The organism is Rarobacter faecitabidus, from assembly GCF_006716265.1.
Classification (GTDB): domain Bacteria; phylum Actinomycetota; class Actinomycetes; order Actinomycetales; family Cellulomonadaceae; genus Rarobacter; species Rarobacter faecitabidus.
This window is the reverse complement of record NZ_VFOS01000001.1, coordinates 976,109-994,076: the sequence shown is the minus strand read 5'-3', so window position 1 is coordinate 994,076 and position 17,968 is coordinate 976,109. Positions and strand designations below refer to the sequence as shown.

Sequence of the window (17,968 nt, the reverse complement as noted above, 5' to 3'; positions counted from 1 at the left end):
TGGCGAACCCTCTACCCGGAGGTTTCGTCGAGCCGTCGAGGCGAGTTAAACATGCCCCGGCCACCCCCGCCGCGGGCCAGCACGATCACCGCCTGAGGTCAGGAGGGCGGAGACGAGGACGGTGCAGATGAGCACTTCGACGCCATTCCCAGGTCCGTTTGTCACGACCGGCTACCCGAAGGCCCAGGGCCTTTATGACCCGCTTGCAGAGCACGATGCATGCGGTGTTGCCTTTGTCGCGACACTTCGGGGCACTCCGGGCAGGGATATCGTCGAAGCAGCTCTCACGGCACTGGAGAACCTCGACCACCGCGGCGCAGTCGGCGCGGAGGAGAACACGGGCGACGGCGCAGGCATCCTGACGCAGATCCCCGACGCTTTCCTGCGAGACGTTATCGATGCCGACTTGCCGGCCGCCGGACACTACGCCATCGGGATCGGGTTCCTTCCCGGCGAGCCCAAGGCGGCCGACGACGCCGCCCGCGCGATCGAGCAGATCGTCGCCGAGGTAGGCCTGCGGGTGCTCGCGTGGCGCGACGTGCCCGTCACTCCCGAGTTGGTCGGCCCGACCGCGCGCTCGACCATGCCGACATTCCGCCAGCTCGTCATCGCCGCCCCCGACTTCTCGCTCGCTGGTATCGAGCTCGACCGCAAGGCCTATCGGATCCGCAAGCGCGCCGAACGCGACCTCGGCATTTTCTTCGCGTCGCTGTCCGCCCGGACGCTGACCTACAAGGGCATGCTCACCACGGGCCAGTTGGGCCCATTCTTCCCTGACCTCCAGGACGAGCGCTACGCGTCGGAACTCGCGCTCGTGCACTCGCGCTTCTCCACCAACACGTTCCCATCCTGGCCACTGGCGCAACCGTTCCGCATGATCGCGCACAACGGGGAGATCAACACCGTTCGCGGAAACCGTAACTGGATGGCCGCACGGCAGGGCATGCTCGCGTCCGAATTGCTCGGCGACATGTCCGACCTGCTTCCCGTCAACTCGCCGGGTTCCTCGGACTCTGCCAGCTTTGATGAGGTACTCGAGCTTCTTCATCTCGCCGGGCGCGAACTGCCCCACGCAGTAATGATGATGATTCCCGAGGCCTGGGAGAACCACGAGCAGATGCCCGCCGATCTGCGGGCCTTCTACGAGTTCCACGCCAACCTGATCGAGCCCTGGGACGGCCCGGCGTGCCTCAACTTCACCGATGGCACCCTGATCGGCGCCGTGCTCGACCGCAACGGACTGCGTCCTGGCCGCTACTGGGTCACAGACGACGGTCTCGTCGTCCTTGCGAGCGAGGCCGGCGTGCTCGAACTCGACCCCGCCACTGTCGTCCGCAAGGGACGGCTGGAACCCGGCAAGATGTTTCTCGTCGACACCGCTGCGGGCCGCATCATCGAGGACGACGAGATCAAGAGTCAGCTCGCGCGCTCACGTCCTTACCGGCAGTGGATCGACGACCAAGAGGTCTACCTCGCGGACGTGCCCGAACGCGAACACGTCGCCCACTCGGCCGCCTCGGTTGCCCGTCGGCAACGGGCTTTCGGCTACACCGAGGAGGAACTCAAGATCCTCCTGACGCCCATGGCGAACACCGGCGGTGAGCCGCTCGGTGCCATGGGAACTGACACGCCGATCGCGGTGCTGTCGGATCGTCCCCGGCTCCTGTTCGATTACTTCACGCAGATGTTCGCGCAGGTCACCAACCCGCCGCTTGACTCCATCCGCGAGGAGATCGTCACCTCGCTGGGCGGCGCGATCGGCCCCGAGCCGAACCTGCTTTCCGACTCTCCCAGCCACGCGCGCAAGCTCGTCCTGCCCTTCCCGGTGCTGGACAACGACCAGTTCGCCAAGATCGTCCACATCTCGCGTTCTGAACTTGGCCGGCGATCGAACTTCCGCTCGCACATCCTTCGCGGCCTGTACGACGTCAGCGGCGGAGCCGATGCCTTGCAGAAAAGACTGAAGGAAATCTTCGCGGAGGCGGATGCGCAGATCGCGGCCGGCACCTCGTTCCTGATCCTGTCGGATCGGGACGCGGATAGTCAGTACGCCCCGATCCCGTCTTTGCTCCTGCTCAGCGCCGTGCATCAGCACCTGCTGCGGCAGCACTCGCGAACGCAGGTCTCGCTCGTCGTCGAGGCGGGGGACGTGCGCGAGGTCCACCATGTTGCGCTCCTGATCTCGTACGGCGCGGCCGCGGTCAACCCATACCTGGCCATGGAAACCGTGGAGGACCTGGCCAACCGGGGCTACCTTGACGTGCCGGCGGACAAGGCCGTTGCGAACCTGATCAAGGCGCTCGGCAAGGGTGTGCTCAAGGTGATGAGCAAGATGGGCATCTCGACCATCGCCTCGTACCGGGGAGCGCAGGTCTTCGAGGCCGTCGGCCTATCCCAGGCAGTCATCGACGAGTACTTCACGTCGACCACCTCGCGCCTGGGCGGTATCGGACTCGAAACCATCGCGGAGGAGACGAAGGCGCGTCACCTCAAGGCGTATCCACGATCCGGCAACCTCGCGCCGCACCGAGCGCTGGACATGGGCGGCGAATACAAGTGGCGCCGTGAGGGGGAGCCCCACCTGTTCGATCCCGAGACGGTTTTCCGTCTCCAGCACGCCACTCGAACCGGCCGATACGACGTCTTCCGCCAGTACACGAAGAAGATCGACGACCAGACCAAGCGACTGATGACCTTGCGCGGGCTGCTCGAGTTCAAGTCTGATCGTCCACCAGTGTCGATAGACGAGGTGGAGCCGGTCAGCGAGATCGTCAAGCGGTTCAACACCGGCGCAATGTCCTACGGATCCATCTCCCGGGAGACTCACGAGACGCTCGCCATTGCCATGAACGAACTCGGCGGGCGTTCCAACACCGGTGAGGGAGGGGAGGACTCCGAGCGCCTCCACGACCCGCGACGCCGGAGCCGCGTCAAGCAGATCGCTTCCGGTCGATTCGGCGTGACGTCGGAGTACCTGACCTTCGCGGACGATATCCAGATCAAGCTCGCCCAGGGCGCGAAGCCTGGTGAGGGCGGTCAGCTCCCAGGTGCCAAGGTGTATCCCTGGGTTGCCAAGACTCGGCACTCGACCCCGGGGGTCGGCCTGATCTCGCCTCCGCCGCACCACGACATCTACTCGATTGAGGACCTGGCCCAGCTGATTCATGACGCCAAGAACTCGAACCCGGCCGCGCGCATCCACGTCAAGCTCGTGTCCGAGTTCGGCGTGGGAACGGTCGCGGCGGGAGTCTCCAAGGCGCACGCCGATGTCGTGTTGATTTCGGGTCACGACGGGGGCACGGGCGCCAGCCCGCTCACCTCGCTCAAGCACGCGGGAACGCCGTGGGAGATCGGCCTGGCGGAAACGCAGCAGACCCTCGTGATGAACAACCTCCGCGACCGCATCACGGTGCAGGTCGACGGGCAGCTCAAGACGGGCCGCGATGTCGTGATCGCCGCGCTCCTGGGCGCCGAGGAGTTCGGCTTCGCCACCACGGCGATGGTCGTCTCCGGTTGCATCATGATGCGCGTGTGTCACCTCGACACCTGTCCCGTCGGCGTGGCGACGCAGAACCCAGAGTTGCGGTCGCGCTTCACCGGCAAACCCGAGTTCGTGATCAACTTCTTCGAGTTCATCGCGCAGGAGGTGCGCGAGCACCTCGCCGCCCTGGGGTTCCGCTCGATCGAGGAGGCCGTTGGCCAGGTGCAGAATCTCGACGCGTCGGCCGCGGTGAGCCACTGGAAGGCATCGGGGCTGAACCTCGAGCCGATCCTCGCGCAGCCGGAACTGCCAGCCGGTTCGGCACCTCGACGCGTCAAGGGCCAGGACCACGGCCTCAACCGGGCGCTGGACAACCAGATCATCGCAGCGGCCCAGCCCGCCCTGCAGGACCGCCAGCCCGTCAGCATCGATCTGCCCGTTCGCAACGTGAACCGAACGGTCGGTACGATGCTCGGCCACGAGGTGACCAAGCGCTTCTGGGACGAGCCGCTTCCCGACGACACCATCACCGTCAACCTCACCGGATCGGGCGGCCAGTCCTTCGGCGCATTCATCCCGCAGGGCATCACCATTCGCCTGTTCGGAGACGCCAACGACTACGTCGGTAAGGGCCTTTCGGGTGGGCGCATCATCGTTCGGCCGGATCGGAACTCCACGCTCTCCGGAGCGCACGACGTCATCGCCGGGAACGTGATCGGTTACGGTGCTACATCGGGCGAGATCTTCCTGCGTGGGCTTGTGGGGGAGCGGTTCGGTGTGCGCAACTCGGGCGCAACGCTCGTCGTTGAGGGAGTGGGCGACCACGGTTGCGAGTACATGACCGGCGGGACGGTACTCGTGCTCGGCCGCACCGGCCGCAACTTCGGAGCGGGAATGTCCGGGGGCATCGCCTACCTGCTGGACCTCGATGAGGCCAAGCTCAACAAGCAGGCGCGCGATGGCGAGTTGCTCGTTCACGAACTGAATGACGAGTCCGCGGCGATCGTGCGCGCGCTACTCGAGCGGCACTACACGGAGACCGGATCGCCGATCGCGGCGCAGTTGCTCGATGACTTCGAGGTCACGAGGACGCGCTTCTCGGCATTGATCCCCGCCGAGTACTACCGCATGCGCGGTGTGCTGGCACAGGCGGAGGCAGACGGCATTGACCTCGCCACACCCGGCGAGTGGGAGAAGGTTTTGGAGGTGGCTCATGGCTGATCCGCGGGGATTTCTCAAGTACCGCGAACGCGAACTGCCGGCTAACCGGCCGGTTGCGGTGCGACTGCGCGACTTCCGGGATACGCACGAGCACCGCGATGCGGCGTCGCCGTTCTTGCGCGAGCAGGCGAGCCGTTGCATGGACTGCGGCATTCCGTTCTGCAACCAGGGCTGCCCGCTCGGCAACCTCATTCCCGACTGGAACGATCTCGTGCGCACCGGCCACTGGGCAGACGCGATTGAACGGTTGCACGCCACGAACAACTTCCCGGAGTTCACTGGGCGTGTCTGCCCTGCCCCCTGCGAGGACGCGTGCGTCCTCGGGATTAACCAGCCGCCGGTGACCATCAAGAACTTTGAAGTCGAGATCATCGACGAGGCGTTCCGCCGTGGTCTGGTGCTACCGCAGGTTCCGCAGCGGTTCACCGGCAAGACCGTCGCGGTCGTCGGTTCGGGTCCCGCGGGATTGGCCGCCGCTCAGCAACTCTCGCGCGTAGGCCACACGGTGGCGGTGTACGAGCGCGACGACGAGTTGGGCGGCCTGCTCCGCTACGGCATTCCCGACTTCAAGCTGGAGAAGGAGCACATTGACCGGCGCATCGAGCAGATGCGGGCCGAGGGCACCGTGTTCCGCACCGGCGTCGAGGTCGGACGGGACGTCTCGTGGTCGCAGATGCGCGACCGCTACGATGCGATCGTCATTGCCAGCGGCGCCACCGAGCCGCGCGATCTGGCGTTGCCCGGTCGCGAACTCGGGGGCGTTCACTACGCGATGGAATACCTGGTGCGGGCAAACCGCGAATCCGCTGGTGTTGGCGTTGCCGATCCGATCAGCGCGGAGGGCAAGCACGTCATCGTCATCGGTGGCGGCGACACCGGATCCGACTGCATCGGTACCGCGCTGCGCCAGGGCGCTGCGTCGGTCACCAACCTGGCGATCGGCAAGCGCCTTCCGGACGAGCGCCCCGCGCACGAGCCCTGGCCGACGACCCCTCGGCTGTTCGAGGTCTCCTCCTCGCACGAGGAGGGCGGTGAGCGCGAGTTCCTCGCATCGACCGTCGCCTACATCGGCGACGACGATGGCAATGTTCGCGCCCTGCGGGTGGCTACGACCGAGTATCTGCCCGACGGTCGCCGCGTCCCCACGGCGGGCACGGAGCGAGACCTGCCCGCGGACCTCGTCCTTATCGCCATGGGATTCACCGGGCCGGAGACGAAGACGCAAGCGGGCCAGCTGGATCTGCCTCTGACGCAGCGCCGGACCTTCGCACGCAACGACGAGTACCGCACGCAGGTGCCGGGCGTGTTCGTTGCGGGCGACGCCGGCCGTGGTCAATCATTGATCGTGTGGGCAATTGCCGAGGGACGTGCCGCCGCAGCCTCAGTGGACGAGTACCTGCGCGGAGCGACCGAGTTGCCCGTACCCGTGGCAGCAAGCACTGCCTCACTTCGGGCGTGAGCCGTGGCCGCAAGGAGGCGCTGGAGATAGATTCGACTCTGTGAGGTCTACCGCCACTAGACCAGATAAGTAAATCCCCACATAGACCGAAGTCCCGCACTTCGGTCAGAATCCCTGACTAGGGTGGAGTTCATGCGAAAAGCCAAGATTGTTTGCACCATCGGACCGGTCACTGCTTCCCCCGAGCGTCTCCAGGAACTGGTAGACGCCGGAATGGACGTGGCTCGAATCAACCGCAGCCACGGTGAGCCAGCAGAACACGAGGCCGTGTTCCACGGCGTTCGCGCCGCAGCCGCTGCCTCGGGCCGTAACGTCGCGATCCTCGTGGACCTCCAGGGTCCCAAGATTCGCCTGGGTCGTTTCAAGAACGACGAGAAGCACTACCTCAACGAGGGCGACGTCTTCACCATCACCACTGAGGATGTCGAGGGTTCCAAGGAACTCGTCTCGACGACTCACAAGGGCCTGCCGCAGGACGCGCGCGTGGGCGACCCGCTGCTCATCGACGACGGCAAGGTCACCGTCCGCGTCACCGCGGTCGAGGGACCCCGAGTAATCACCCGCGTGGAGATTCCCGGCCCGGTCTCCAACAACAAGGGCATCAACCTGCCGGGCGTGGCCGTGTCCGTCCCGGCGCTGTCCGACAAGGACGAGGCCGACCTGCGCTGGGCGTTGCGGCTCGGAACCGACTTCATCGCGTTGTCGTTTGTGCGTTCGGCCAAGGACTTCGACGACGTCGCTCGCATCATGGCCGAAGAGGGTCGCAAGGTCCCCGTCATCGCCAAGATCGAAAAGCCGCAGGCGGTCGACAATCTCGAGGAGATCGTCAAGGCATTCGACGGCATCATGGTCGCTCGCGGCGACCTCGGTGTCGAGCTCCCTCTGGAGCAGGTGCCGCTGGTGCAGAAGCATGCCATCGAACTGGCCCGTCGCAACGCCAAGCCGGTCATCGTCGCCACGCAGGTGCTCGAGTCGATGATCTCGTCCCCGCGCCCGACTCGCGCCGAGACGTCCGACTGCGCCAACGCCGTGCTGGACGGAGCGGACGCAGTCATGCTCTCCGGTGAGACCTCCGTGGGCGACTTCCCGATCGAGGCCGTGCGGACCATGGCGAAGATCGTGGAGGCGACGGAGACCCTCGGCGCCGAGCGCATCGCGCCGTTCGGTTCTGACCCCCACACCCGGGGCGGCGTCATCACGCACGCCGCGGTCAAGATCGCCGATGAGTTGGACGTCAAGTTCATCGTGACGTTCACCCAGTCGGGCGACTCGGCTCGCCGTGTATCGCGCCTGCGCAATGCCGTGCCCTCCATCGCGCTCACGCCGAGCGAAGACGTACGCAGCCAGCTCGCGCTGTCGTGGGGAACGAACGCCATCAAGGTACCCATGGTGAGCAACACGGACGAGATGGTCGGGCAGGTCGATTCGACCGTGCGTGACCTCGGGCTCGCCGCAGACGGCGACCTGGTGGTCGTCGTATCGGGCGCCCCCGTGGGCGTTCCGGGGACGACGAACTCGATCCTAGTTCACCGCATCGGCGAAGGCCGCTGACCCGGGCCACCGGATAGTTATCAGTGGTGGGGCCGGGCGTCTATGGCGCCCGGCCCCACCGCACTACGCCGCCAGGACTGGTTTCCATCGCGCAACGGCCGTGGTGTAAAGTCGTTCAGGTCCCCGCCCCGGTAGCCCAACTGGCAGAGGCGTTCGGCTCAAACCCGATCCAGTGTGGGTTCGAATCCCACCCGGGGCACCCTGTGATGTGTCGTGACATCGTTCGTTCGATGTTGCGGCACATCACTTGTTTCCTCGCCGCGTGCGGCGTCGGACGGTTGCCTCGAACGAGGCAGCATTGGGCCTTGCCGCATTGCCGGACGGGCGCCTGCTCGTCGCGAACACCTGGATCTGCGCCACCGAGTGGCCTAATCTCTTCACCCTTTATGATGCTCAAAGTCATAAAGAAGGGGATCAATCGCGGGAAATTGTGAATCTTCGTCCTGCCAGGACTGATGAGCCCGGCTTTTGCTACTACCATTGACGTGTGACTGCTCAAGACAAGCCCGAGGACGCCCCAGAGCTCGACGTCCAAGCCCTATTCTCGCCGCAATTCGAAGCGGCTCCTGCGCCGGAACCCGAGGACCCCCCAACGAACGTACGGCCCAAGCGACGCGCAGTAGTGGCGGAGGACGAGGCGCTCATCCGCATGGATGTTGTCGAGACCCTGACGGAAGCCGGCTTCGAGATCGTTGGCGAGGCGCCCAACGGTGAGCGGGCGGTCGAACTCGCCGTGGAGCTTCGCCCCGACATCGTCGTCATGGACGTCAAGATGCCCAAGCTGGACGGCATCTCGGCCGCAGAGAAGATCGCCAAAGCGCATGCGGCCCCCGTCGTGCTCCTCACGGCCTTCTCCCAGACCGAACTCGTTGCGCGGGCCAGCGAGGCCGGCGTCATGGCGTACGTCGTCAAGCCCTTCTCGCCGGCCGACCTGATCCCCGCAGTCGATATCGCCATCGCCCGCTATTCGCAGATCCTCCTCCTGGAGACCGAGGTCGAGGACCTCGTTGAGCGGTTCGAGACGCGTAAACACGTGGACCGTGCCAAGGGATTGCTGATGTCGAAGATGGGGCTCACCGAGCCCGAGGCCTTCCGATGGATTCAGAAGACGTCCATGAATCGACGGCTGACGATGCGTGAGGTCGCGGACGCCGTCATCGACCAGGTCGGCGCCGACGAATCCTGATCCCGTACTCGATTCTTTGCGGTGAATCCGCGTCATTTTGCCAAGGAGATGAAGAGTGACCTCAGCAATAGTCATCACGAACGTCGTCGACTCCGAGATCGAGGAGGTCGCAAGTCTTTGCCTGGAGGCTCGTGAGGAATCGACGATCGGCGCCCAGTTGTGCAGCAACGAGATCGATCAACTCTCGCGACAGTTGCGCGTGTTCCAGCAGGTACCCGGCGGCGACATCGTGGCGGCGCATTCGCGCGGCGCCATGGCGGGGTTCGCGTTCTATCGGGTGCTCGATTCGGATCTGCTGCGCCCCGCCCCGAGCGTTTTCATCGAGGCGCTGTACGTGCCGCGGTCGGCGAGGCGCCAGGGGATTGGACGAGCCCTCATGGCGCACATCGCGGACGTAGCCGCGGCGCGTGACGCCGCCGACATCTTCGCCCAGCAACTTCCCGGTGCCCGCGGGACGCAGCGATTCCTCGCACGGCTCGGCTTCGCACCCGCCGGCACTCACCGAGTCGTCAATGTCACCGCGCTGCAGCGCGAACTGGCCCGGGAGACCAACTGGCATCGTCGCCCCAGCCGGACCATCGAGGACCTGATCGCGCGGCGACGCCGCAGTCGAACCGCCTCGATTCCCATTGACAGCCGCGAGGTCGAGCGCCGCCTCGAGCGACAGTAGCGACCAGCACGCAACAGTCCACCGGCGCACCCGTGGCCAGCACGTAACGCCTCGTGACGCCACGTGCCGGGCGTGCCCCGGCGCTTCGGCAGCCGCCACGTGCCGCACGTGCGCGGCATTCCGCGGCCCGGCGGGCCAGCATCAATGACGCTACCTAGGCCCGAGCAGCTAGCGCCAGCCGGCTAGGCGGCGATGATCATGCAGGTCAGTCGTGCAGTCGCCGCGAGTCGCCCTGACTCGTCCTCCACGGAGATCTCGTACGTCGCAATGCGCGATCCGAGGTGGACAGAGCGTGCGCGGGCGGTGACCAGGCCCTCACTCACCGCCCGGTGATGGCTCACCGAGAGTTCGATTCCGACCGCACGCCGACCCTCTCCTGCGTGCGCATTGGCCGCGAGCGATCCGATCGTCTCCGCGAGCGCTGCCGAGGCACCCCCGTGCAGCAATCCGTACGGCTGCGTGTTGCCGCCTACCGGCATCGTGGCGATGGCCTCGTCCGCGCGGACCTGGATCACGGTGATGCCGAGCTTGTCGGCGAGCGGCCCGAGACGGGATCTGTCAGGCATTGCAGTTCGATTCCTTCTCGCGGGGCGCGATACCCATTGCTGTTCCTTGCCAGACAACACTATCTTTCCCTGCTGGTTGTCAGCCTCAGATTCAAGGCGATGAGTGAGGGCTGGGCCCTTTGCTCGTGCCTGCACGGCTGACCGACTAGATTGGCTGGGTGATGGTGCTTCGTCCAAGACGCGATTTTGGCGCCGGACCGTGGGTTGCGAGTGCCTGGGTCATCGGTGTTGCGCTCGCGACCGTCATCCTTACCTTCCTCACGCCGGCGCCGCCCGGTCCGGTCACGGACACGTTCATACCGCTCTACTCGTCGGGAATCACGGTGCGCGACGACGGTGAGCGGGAGTCGTTGCCACCCCGTGCCAGCGCCCAGCCGAGCCCATCGGCGGCAGGGCGGGAGTGGCTCGCCCAGGGATCCGTCCCGGCTGCGGGCACGCCCAATGAGGAGATGTCCGTCCGCGCGCTGCTGGATATCGACGCACTCGCGCTCCCGGTCCGATACGGGAAAGCGGACGTGGGACCGCAGCGTTACGCGCTGATTGCCGCGTGGCAGGACAACTGGCACTATGTCTGGCCGCGAGACGCGTCGTTCGCCGCCGTCGCGCTGGCGCGATCGGGCCACCTCGACCAGGCCTGGGGCATCCTGTCCTACCTCCAGGACGTGCAATCCGGCGACGGCACGTTTCAGGCGCGCTATCTTCCCGCCGATATCGGGAGCACTCCGGACGATCGCGCTGCGCAGACGGACGGCATCGGATGGGTTCTGTGGGCCGCGCGGCAGGTGCTGGCCGAGGCACCCGCGGCTCGGCGGGGGGAGATCCGCAGCGGGCTGGACCTGTTGATCTCGCGGGCGAGCGCTGCGGCCCTGCGCCTGACGGACGACGGGCGCCGACTGCCACCCATCTCACCTGACTACTGGGAGGTGCGTGAGTATCGCCTGACGCTGGGGACGGCCGGCCCGCTCCTGATCGCCCTACAGTCGGCCGCCCATCTCGGCAGCGTGGGGGCAGCCACGGCGGCCGTACGCTATCGCGACCTGCTCGTGGCCACGTTCGGCTCGCAGGGCTATCCCCGCCAGCGCGGCTGGGTGGGGTCGCTGGGCGCCTCGGCGCCGGACACGGCTGTCAACTTCGTCCGGCGGCCGTTCGTGGACGAAGATCTGCCGGGGGCGGCCGCCGCGTGGCAGGCTTCGCAGGCCGCCATGGTGCGGCCAGGTGGTGGGCTGGCACCCGGCGGTTCCTGGCGCAACGACGGCATCTCTTGGACACCGACCACGTCGATCTACGCACTCGTGGCGGCCTGCTCCGGCGACACCGCGCAGGCCAGAACCTGGTTGGCCTGGCTCGAGGCGCATCGGACCGAAGCGGGCTCGCTTCCGGAGAAGGTCCTGAGCGACGGCACGCCCGCCTCGGTGGCGCCGTTGGCCTGGACGAGCGCCAACGTGCTCATCGCGCTGTCCTGCCTGCCCGGCCCGGACGAAGACATCGGTGGCTGACGTATCGTTGAACAGTGACGAACTCTGCGCGGTCCAAGCTCCTCCTGATCGACGGCCACTCGATGGCGTTCCGCGGCTTCTTCGCCCTGCCCGTGGAGAAGTTCGCCACCTCGACCGGCGTCGCCACGAACGCCGTCTACGGCTTCCTGTCGATGCTCATCACCCTGCTCAAGGAAGAGCAGCCTAGCCACGTCGCCGTTGCGTTCGATGCGGGCAGCCACACCTTCCGCACGGAGCAGTATCCCGAATACAAGGGCACGCGCGAGAAGACACCCGAGGAATTCAAGCACCAGATCCCGCTGATCGAAGAGGTCCTGCACTCCCTGGGAATCACGACGATGTCGAAGGACCTCATTGAGGCGGATGACATCATCGCCACGCTCTCCTTCGAGGCAAGCCAGGCGGGCATGGACGTCCTCGTGTGCTCGGGCGACCGCGACACGCTGCAGTTGGTCAACGACCGCGTGACGGTGCTCTACCCGCGCCGCGGGGTGTCCGATCTGGCGCGCATGACCCCGGAAGCCGTCTACGAGAAGTATCAGGTCACCCCGGAGCAGTATCCCGATCTCGCGGCCATGGTGGGGGAGACGAGCGACAACCTCCCCGGGGTCCCCGGAGTGGGTCCGAAAACGGCGGCGAAGTGGCTGGGACAGTACGGCGACCTCGACTCCCTGCTGGCGCACGCGGACGAGATCGGCGGAAAGGTGGGCCAGTCGCTACGTGACCACATCGACCAGGTGCGCCTGAATCGCCGGCTCGGTCAGTTGCTGCGCGATGTCGAACTGCCGGCGCCGGTCGCCGAACTCACGATCAAGCCGTGGGACCGCGCGGAGATCGATCAGGTTCTCGACTCTCTCCAGTTCCGGACGCTACGCGAACGCCTGTTCGCCCTCGACACGAACCCGGCGAACCAGGAAGCGACGACGGCAGGGGCAGGCGGGGTCGAACTGGTCGATCTGGAGCGCACTGCGCTGGCCGAGTGGCTCGCCGCCGCCAGCGAGCCACTCGGCATCGCCATCGAGGGCAATCAACTGCCGGTCGATCCTGACGTGTGGCTTCTAGCCCTCGGACGGTCCGATGGTGAGGCCGTCGTGGTCGACTTCGCGCAGTTGCGCACCGAGGATGAGGCCGTGCTCAGGGCGTGGCTCGCGGACGAGGCCGCGGCGAAGACGGGGCACGGCGTCAAGGGCCTGCTGCATGCGCTCTCGTCCCGGGACATTGAGTTGGCCGGGGTTGTGTTCGACAGCCAACTGGCGGCCTACCTGGCCCATCCGGATCAGCGCACGTACGATCTGCCGTCGCTCGCGATGCGCTACCTGGGCCTCGACCTCACCGTGACTGACAACGGCGGGCAGGGCAGCCTGGATCTGGGCGACGAGAGCCAGGCGTCGGCGCTGGGCGCCGACGCTGTGGTGCTGGCGCGACTCGAGCAGAAGCAGCGCGAGGAACTGGCCGGTATCGATTCACTCGAGCTGCTGACCGACCTCGAACTGCCGGTGACATGGCTACTCGCAGTGATGGAGCGAGACGGGATCGCCGTGGACTCGTCCTATCTCGCGGAGCTGAGCAAAGACTTCGCGGCCCACGCCGAGAACTCGGCGCAGGCCGCCTATCAGTCGATCGGGCACACCGTGAATCTTGGTTCCCCCAAGCAGTTGCAGACGGTCCTGTTCGACGAACTGGGTATGCCCAAGACCAAGAAGATCAAGACCGGCTACACCACGGACGCCGCCGCCCTGGCGGACCTCTATGCCAAGACGGGTAACGACTTCCTGGCACACCTTCTTGCATACCGGGACACGACCAAACTCAAGCAGACGGTGGACGGACTGATCCGCTCCACGGCGAGCGACGGGCGCATACACACGACCTTCCAGCAGACCGTGGCTGCCACCGGCCGGTTGTCGTCAACGGAGCCGAACCTGCAGAACATTCCCGTCCGGACCGAGGCGGGCAGGCAGATTCGGCGAGCCTTCGTGGTCGGCGAAGGATACGAAACCCTCCTCACCGCGGACTACTCGCAGATCGAGATGCGCATCATGGCACATCTCTCTGGCGACACGGGCCTCATCGAGGCATTCAACAGCGGCGAGGACCTGCACAACTTCGTCGGTTCGCGCGTATTCTCCGTGGCGCCGGCGGATGTCTCGTCGTCTATGCGCTCCAAGATCAAGGCGATGTCCTACGGCCTGGCCTACGGGCTATCTGCCTTCGGGCTGTCCAAGCAACTGAACATCGAGGTGGCCGAGGCTCGCGGTCTGATGACGGACTACTTCGAGCGGTTCGGCGGCGTCCGCGACTACCTGCACACGGTCGTGGAGGAGGCGCGGGTCACGGGATACACCGAGACGATCCTCGGTAGGCGGCGCTACCTGCCGGACCTCACCTCCGATTCACGCCAGCGCCGGGAGATGGCCGAGCGCATGGCGTTGAACGCACCGATCCAGGGGAGCGCTGCCGACATCATCAAGATCGCGATGCTACAGGTCGGCGCCGCCTTGGCCGAGGAAAAACTGGACTCCCGACTGCTCCTGCAGGTGCACGATGAACTCATCGTCGAGGTGGCCCCCGGCGAGCTGGAGCGGGTCACGGCACTGGTGCGAGGTCGCATGGCCTCGGCCGCCACGCTGAGCGTGCCACTAGAGGTCTCGGTAGGAGTCGGCGCATCCTGGCTCGCGGCCAGCCACTGACGGCGCGGCTCACTGGTGCGCATGCGCCGCGCATGACCCGATCCGCGAGGGTTGCGTTGATGTCCCCGAGCCGCTAGCGGCTACCGGAAACGGCGATTGCCGGCCAAGGGTCCTGCCCGCCGGTCGTATTGTGACGATATCGTCGGAGCAGGACATCGCAAACGACCCCAGGGGCCGCTCATGCAACCCGACCGCTCGCTCGTCATCTTCAAATCGCCCTCGGCGGCGAGCCGAAAACTGGTGGGGCGGGTGCTGCGCCGGGGCCGTCGCATCGGCAGGCAGCGTCTGGGACTGATCGTCGGCCCCGTCGCCGCGATCGCGGTGTTCGTTGCGATGCCGCAGATCCAACCCGCCGTTGCCGACTTCGCCATACCCGACGCTCCTGGCGCCGGAGTCAACGCCGCGGCGCTCACCGCGGCCGTCGTTGTCTGGATGGGCCTGTGGTGGATGTTCGAGGCGGTCCCGTTGGCCGTCACAGCGCTCCTGCCCATCGTGATCTTCACCGCACTGGGTGGCCTGGAGTCGACCGCAGTGGCTGCGCCGTACGCCAACCCCGTCGTGTTCCTGTTCCTCGGCGGCTTCGTACTCGCCATCGCCATGCAACGCTGGCAACTACACCGGCGGATCGCGCTGACCGTATTGCGGTTCTCCGGCACCCGTCCGTCGCGGCTCGTCTTGGGCTTCATGATAGCCACCGCGCTGATCTCCATGTGGGTGTCCAACACAGCGACCGCGGTGATGATGCTACCGATCGGCTCTTCCGTCCTCGCGACCCTCAGCGCGCGACGGGGCCGCACCGATCGGAAGCTATCGGCTTCCCTCATGCTCGGCATCGCCTATGCGGCGACGATCGGCTCGTTCGGCACGATCATCGCCAGCCCGCCGAACGCGCTGCTGGTCGGCTACCTGTCTGCGACCCGCGGAATCCACATCGGCTTCGCTCAGTGGATGGCCGTCGGAGTACCACTGTCCATCGTGTTTCTCGCCGTCACGTGGCTGGTGCTGACGCGCATCATATTCCGCACCTCCAACGAGCCCATTCCGGGAGAGAAGTCGCTGATCCGCGACGAACTGGATCGGCTCGGACCGATCACGCGCGCCGAGGTCAGGGTGATCGTCATTTTCGCGCTCACCGCGCTGTGCTGGGTGGTGTTGCCGCTCGTGTGGCGATCATCGCCGCTGACTGACGAGGTCATCGCCGTGCTCGCGCTGTTCGCGCTGTTCCTCACGCCATCGGGCGAGGAACGCGGCGTGCGCCTGCTCCAATGGTCCGACACCAAGGACCTGCCGTGGGGCATTCTGCTGCTCTTCGGCGGCGGCCTCGCCCTGGCCGCCCGGATCACATCTTCTGGCCTAGGGGAGTGGATCGGGGAGCGCGCCAGCGGTGCCCAGGTCCTTCCGGGATTCCTCATAATCATGGTCATCTGCGCGCTGACCCTGCTACTGACCGAGTTCATGTCCAATACCGCCGCCGCGGCGACCCTGCTGCCGATCATGGGCGGAGTAGCCATCTCGATCGGCGCCGATCCGCTCCTGTTTACCGTTCCGGTGGCACTGACGGCCGCGTGCACCTTCATGATGCCAGCGGCGACCCCGCCCAACGCGATTGCCATCTCCTCCGGATACGTCAAGGTGCCGCAGATGTTCCGAGCCGGTGCTCCGCTGAGCGCTCTCACGATTGTGCTGATTCCCCTCACCATCGCCACCCTGGGTCACCTCTTTCTGGGTATCGACCTGTAGCGCCAGCGAATTCCTCCAGGTGAAGCCACTACCGTTAGACGCGTGACCGACACTGAGTTCGTCCAGGGAGCCCCGGACACGGCCGCGCACCTGGCCGCTGGTTCGCAGCCGGACACTGCCGCGCAGCCGGGTACTGGGGCGCAGTCGGAGATCGCTGCGCACCCGGACTCGACCGCGCAGCCGGACGCTAACGATCGCAAAGCCATCCCCGCTGAGATCGCTGGCCCCGGTGAGCGCCACGAGTGGGCATTCGCCGACGGCGACCGGACGCGCCAAACATGGCGACGGATCCGAGTCGCGGCCGCCCGGCTCGCGCTCGGCGTGGCGGGCGGGTTCGTCCTCGACCTTGCCTTTCCCGCGGTCGGCTGGTGGCCGGGGGCCGTCATCGGAACGGCGATGCTGCTGGGATCCGTCTACGGCATGCGCTTCTGGCCCGGGTACGTCATCGGAGCAGCGGGGACGCTCGCCTTCTACCTGGTACACATCGAGTGGGCGACGTTGTACCTCGGCGCCATTCCCTGGCTCGCACTCTCCGCATCGCAGGCCCTGATCTTCGGGCTTTTCCTCGCGGGGTTCGGCAGTTGCGCCCGCCGCCTCGCGCGCAACCCGCAACGGTGGGTGACCTGGCTCGCGGTTCCGCTGCTGGCGGCCGCTTGGTGGGTCGCGGGGGAGACCGTGACCGCCGCGTGGCCGTACGGCGGGTTCTCGTGGGGCCGGCTCGCATTCGCGCATTCGCAGGGTCCGTTCTCCGCGGCTGCCTCCTGGATCGGCGCCAGCGGTCTCTCGATGCTGTTGGCCGCCCTCGCCGGCGTCCTCCTGCAATGCGCCGTCGCCGCTGCGCGAGCCGTAGCGACGCGCAACTTCGTGGGCGCGCTGGCAAATTCCGGACGAGGCCTCCTTCGCTTCGGGCTGGGCTGGTCGGTCGTGGTGGCCGTGGCCGCGCTGATTGCCCCGTTTCCCCAGAAGGTCGTCGGCTCCGTGACCGTGGCCGCAGTGCAAGGCGATGGTCCTGCGGGGTACTTCACGCCGCGCGCGGCGGGTGACCTCCTCGCCTCGCAGGCGGCGGCGACAGAACGATTCGTCGACGGCAACAAGGTTGATCTCATCGTGTGGCCGGAGGACGGGTCGGATCTCGACCCCACTCGCGACCTGGGAGCTCGCAAGGTGATCAGCGAACTGACCGCCCGGAATGAGGCCCCGCTCGTGTTCGGAACGATCACCAAGCGAGGTGATGAGTACTTCAACAGTTCCCTGGTTTGGCCTGCCGGGGGGAGCGCGGCTACGGCCATTTACGACAAGAAGCATCCCGTGCCATTCGGGGAGTACGTACCTCACCGGTCTTTTTACAGCAGGATCGTGCCAGGACTCATCGGACTGATCGGGCGCGACTACGTTCCAGGCACCGCCTCGAACGTGCTGCCGGTCGGTAGCGGCCGCTTCGGTTCGGCGATCTGCTTCGACATCGCCTACGACGACGTGGCGCGGTCGATCGTCGCCGACGGCGGTCAGGCCATCTTGGCGCAATCGAACAACGGCGATTTCGGCACCACCGACGAGTCAGTGCAGCAACTCGCGATAGCCAGGCTCCGAGCCATCGAAACGGGGCGCACCGTCGTCAACGTATCGACCGTCGGCACGAGCGCGATCATCGATGCCGACGGCACCACGCTCGCCGAACTGTCCACGTTCCAGCCCGGGGCAATGATCCAGCAGATCCAACTGCGGGAGGGAACCACGCTCGGGATCCGCCTAGGACCGGTTCTCGCGTGGTCGTCGGTGCTGGTGTCCGGCGCGGGAGCCCTCGTCCTCATCGGCCTGCGCCTGCGTGAGCGCCGCCGCGGGCGTGAATGAGTCGCCGACCGCCCTCGCTCGCACACCCCACATCAGCCGTGGGAGCGGGGGAGGGCG

At 66.4% G+C, this 17,968-nt stretch carries 10 protein-coding genes and 1 tRNA gene; 10 read left to right on the top strand and 1 reads right to left on the bottom strand.

The genetic code is table 11. From position 1 onward, the window contains the following. Window positions 1-127: 127 nt before the first annotated feature. From gltB to FB461_RS04465, 6 genes are all read left to right on the top strand, one after another. The gene (gltB, locus tag FB461_RS04490; RefSeq protein ID WP_142119346.1) at window positions 128-4,702 is read left to right on the top strand and encodes a glutamate synthase large subunit; all 4,575 of its coding nucleotides are present in this window, start codon (window positions 128-130) and stop codon (window positions 4,700-4,702) included. Further along, complete coding sequence (locus tag FB461_RS04485) at window positions 4,695-6,161, top strand: glutamate synthase subunit beta (protein WP_142119344.1); 1,467 nt, start codon at window positions 4,695-4,697, stop codon at window positions 6,159-6,161. The genes gltB and FB461_RS04485 overlap by 8 nt, the downstream gene beginning before the upstream one ends. Before the next feature lie 132 nt (window positions 6,162-6,293). Then, a complete protein-coding gene (gene pyk, locus FB461_RS04480; protein ID WP_142119341.1) occupies window positions 6,294-7,712 on the top strand; it encodes a pyruvate kinase in 1,419 nt (472 codons plus the stop codon). A gap of 125 nt (window positions 7,713-7,837) precedes the next feature. Further along, window positions 7,838-7,911: transfer RNA gene (locus tag FB461_RS04475), tRNA-Leu, on the top strand. Window positions 7,912-8,199: 288 nt separating this feature from the next. Continuing rightward, window positions 8,200-8,898: an ANTAR domain-containing response regulator gene (locus FB461_RS04470; RefSeq protein WP_170222613.1), complete on the top strand. Its 699-nt coding sequence runs from the start codon at window positions 8,200-8,202 to the stop codon at window positions 8,896-8,898. Window positions 8,899-8,953: 55 nt separating this feature from the next. Then, window positions 8,954-9,568, top strand: coding sequence for a GNAT family N-acetyltransferase (locus FB461_RS04465; RefSeq protein ID WP_142119339.1), 615 nt, complete (start codon window positions 8,954-8,956; stop codon window positions 9,566-9,568). Between the two features lie 182 nt (window positions 9,569-9,750). Here FB461_RS04465 and FB461_RS04460 read toward each other — a convergent pair whose 3' ends face one another. Then, window positions 9,751-10,134 carry a PaaI family thioesterase gene (locus tag FB461_RS04460; protein ID WP_142119337.1) on the bottom strand — a complete coding sequence of 128 codons (384 nt, stop codon included), beginning with the start codon at window positions 10,132-10,134 and terminating at the stop codon, window positions 9,751-9,753. Between the two features lie 158 nt (window positions 10,135-10,292). Between FB461_RS04460 and FB461_RS04455 the strand changes: the two genes are divergently transcribed. From FB461_RS04455 to lnt, 4 genes are all read left to right on the top strand, one after another. Continuing rightward, complete coding sequence (locus FB461_RS04455) at window positions 10,293-11,630, top strand: glycoside hydrolase family 15 protein (RefSeq protein ID WP_142119335.1); 1,338 nt, start codon at window positions 10,293-10,295, stop codon at window positions 11,628-11,630. 14 nt (window positions 11,631-11,644) lie between these two features. Beyond that, on the top strand, window positions 11,645-14,320 hold the full coding sequence (polA, locus tag FB461_RS04450) for a DNA polymerase I (RefSeq protein WP_142119333.1): 2,676 nt from the start codon (window positions 11,645-11,647) through the stop codon (window positions 14,318-14,320). A 180-nt stretch (window positions 14,321-14,500) separates the two neighbouring features. Next, on the top strand, window positions 14,501-16,060 hold the full coding sequence (locus tag FB461_RS04445) for an SLC13 family permease (protein WP_142119331.1): 1,560 nt from the start codon (window positions 14,501-14,503) through the stop codon (window positions 16,058-16,060). Window positions 16,061-16,102: 42 nt separating this feature from the next. After that, window positions 16,103-17,911 carry an apolipoprotein N-acyltransferase gene (lnt, locus tag FB461_RS04440; protein ID WP_142119329.1) on the top strand — a complete coding sequence of 603 codons (1,809 nt, stop codon included), beginning with the start codon at window positions 16,103-16,105 and terminating at the stop codon, window positions 17,909-17,911. The last annotated feature ends 57 nt before the right edge of the window (window positions 17,912-17,968 follow it).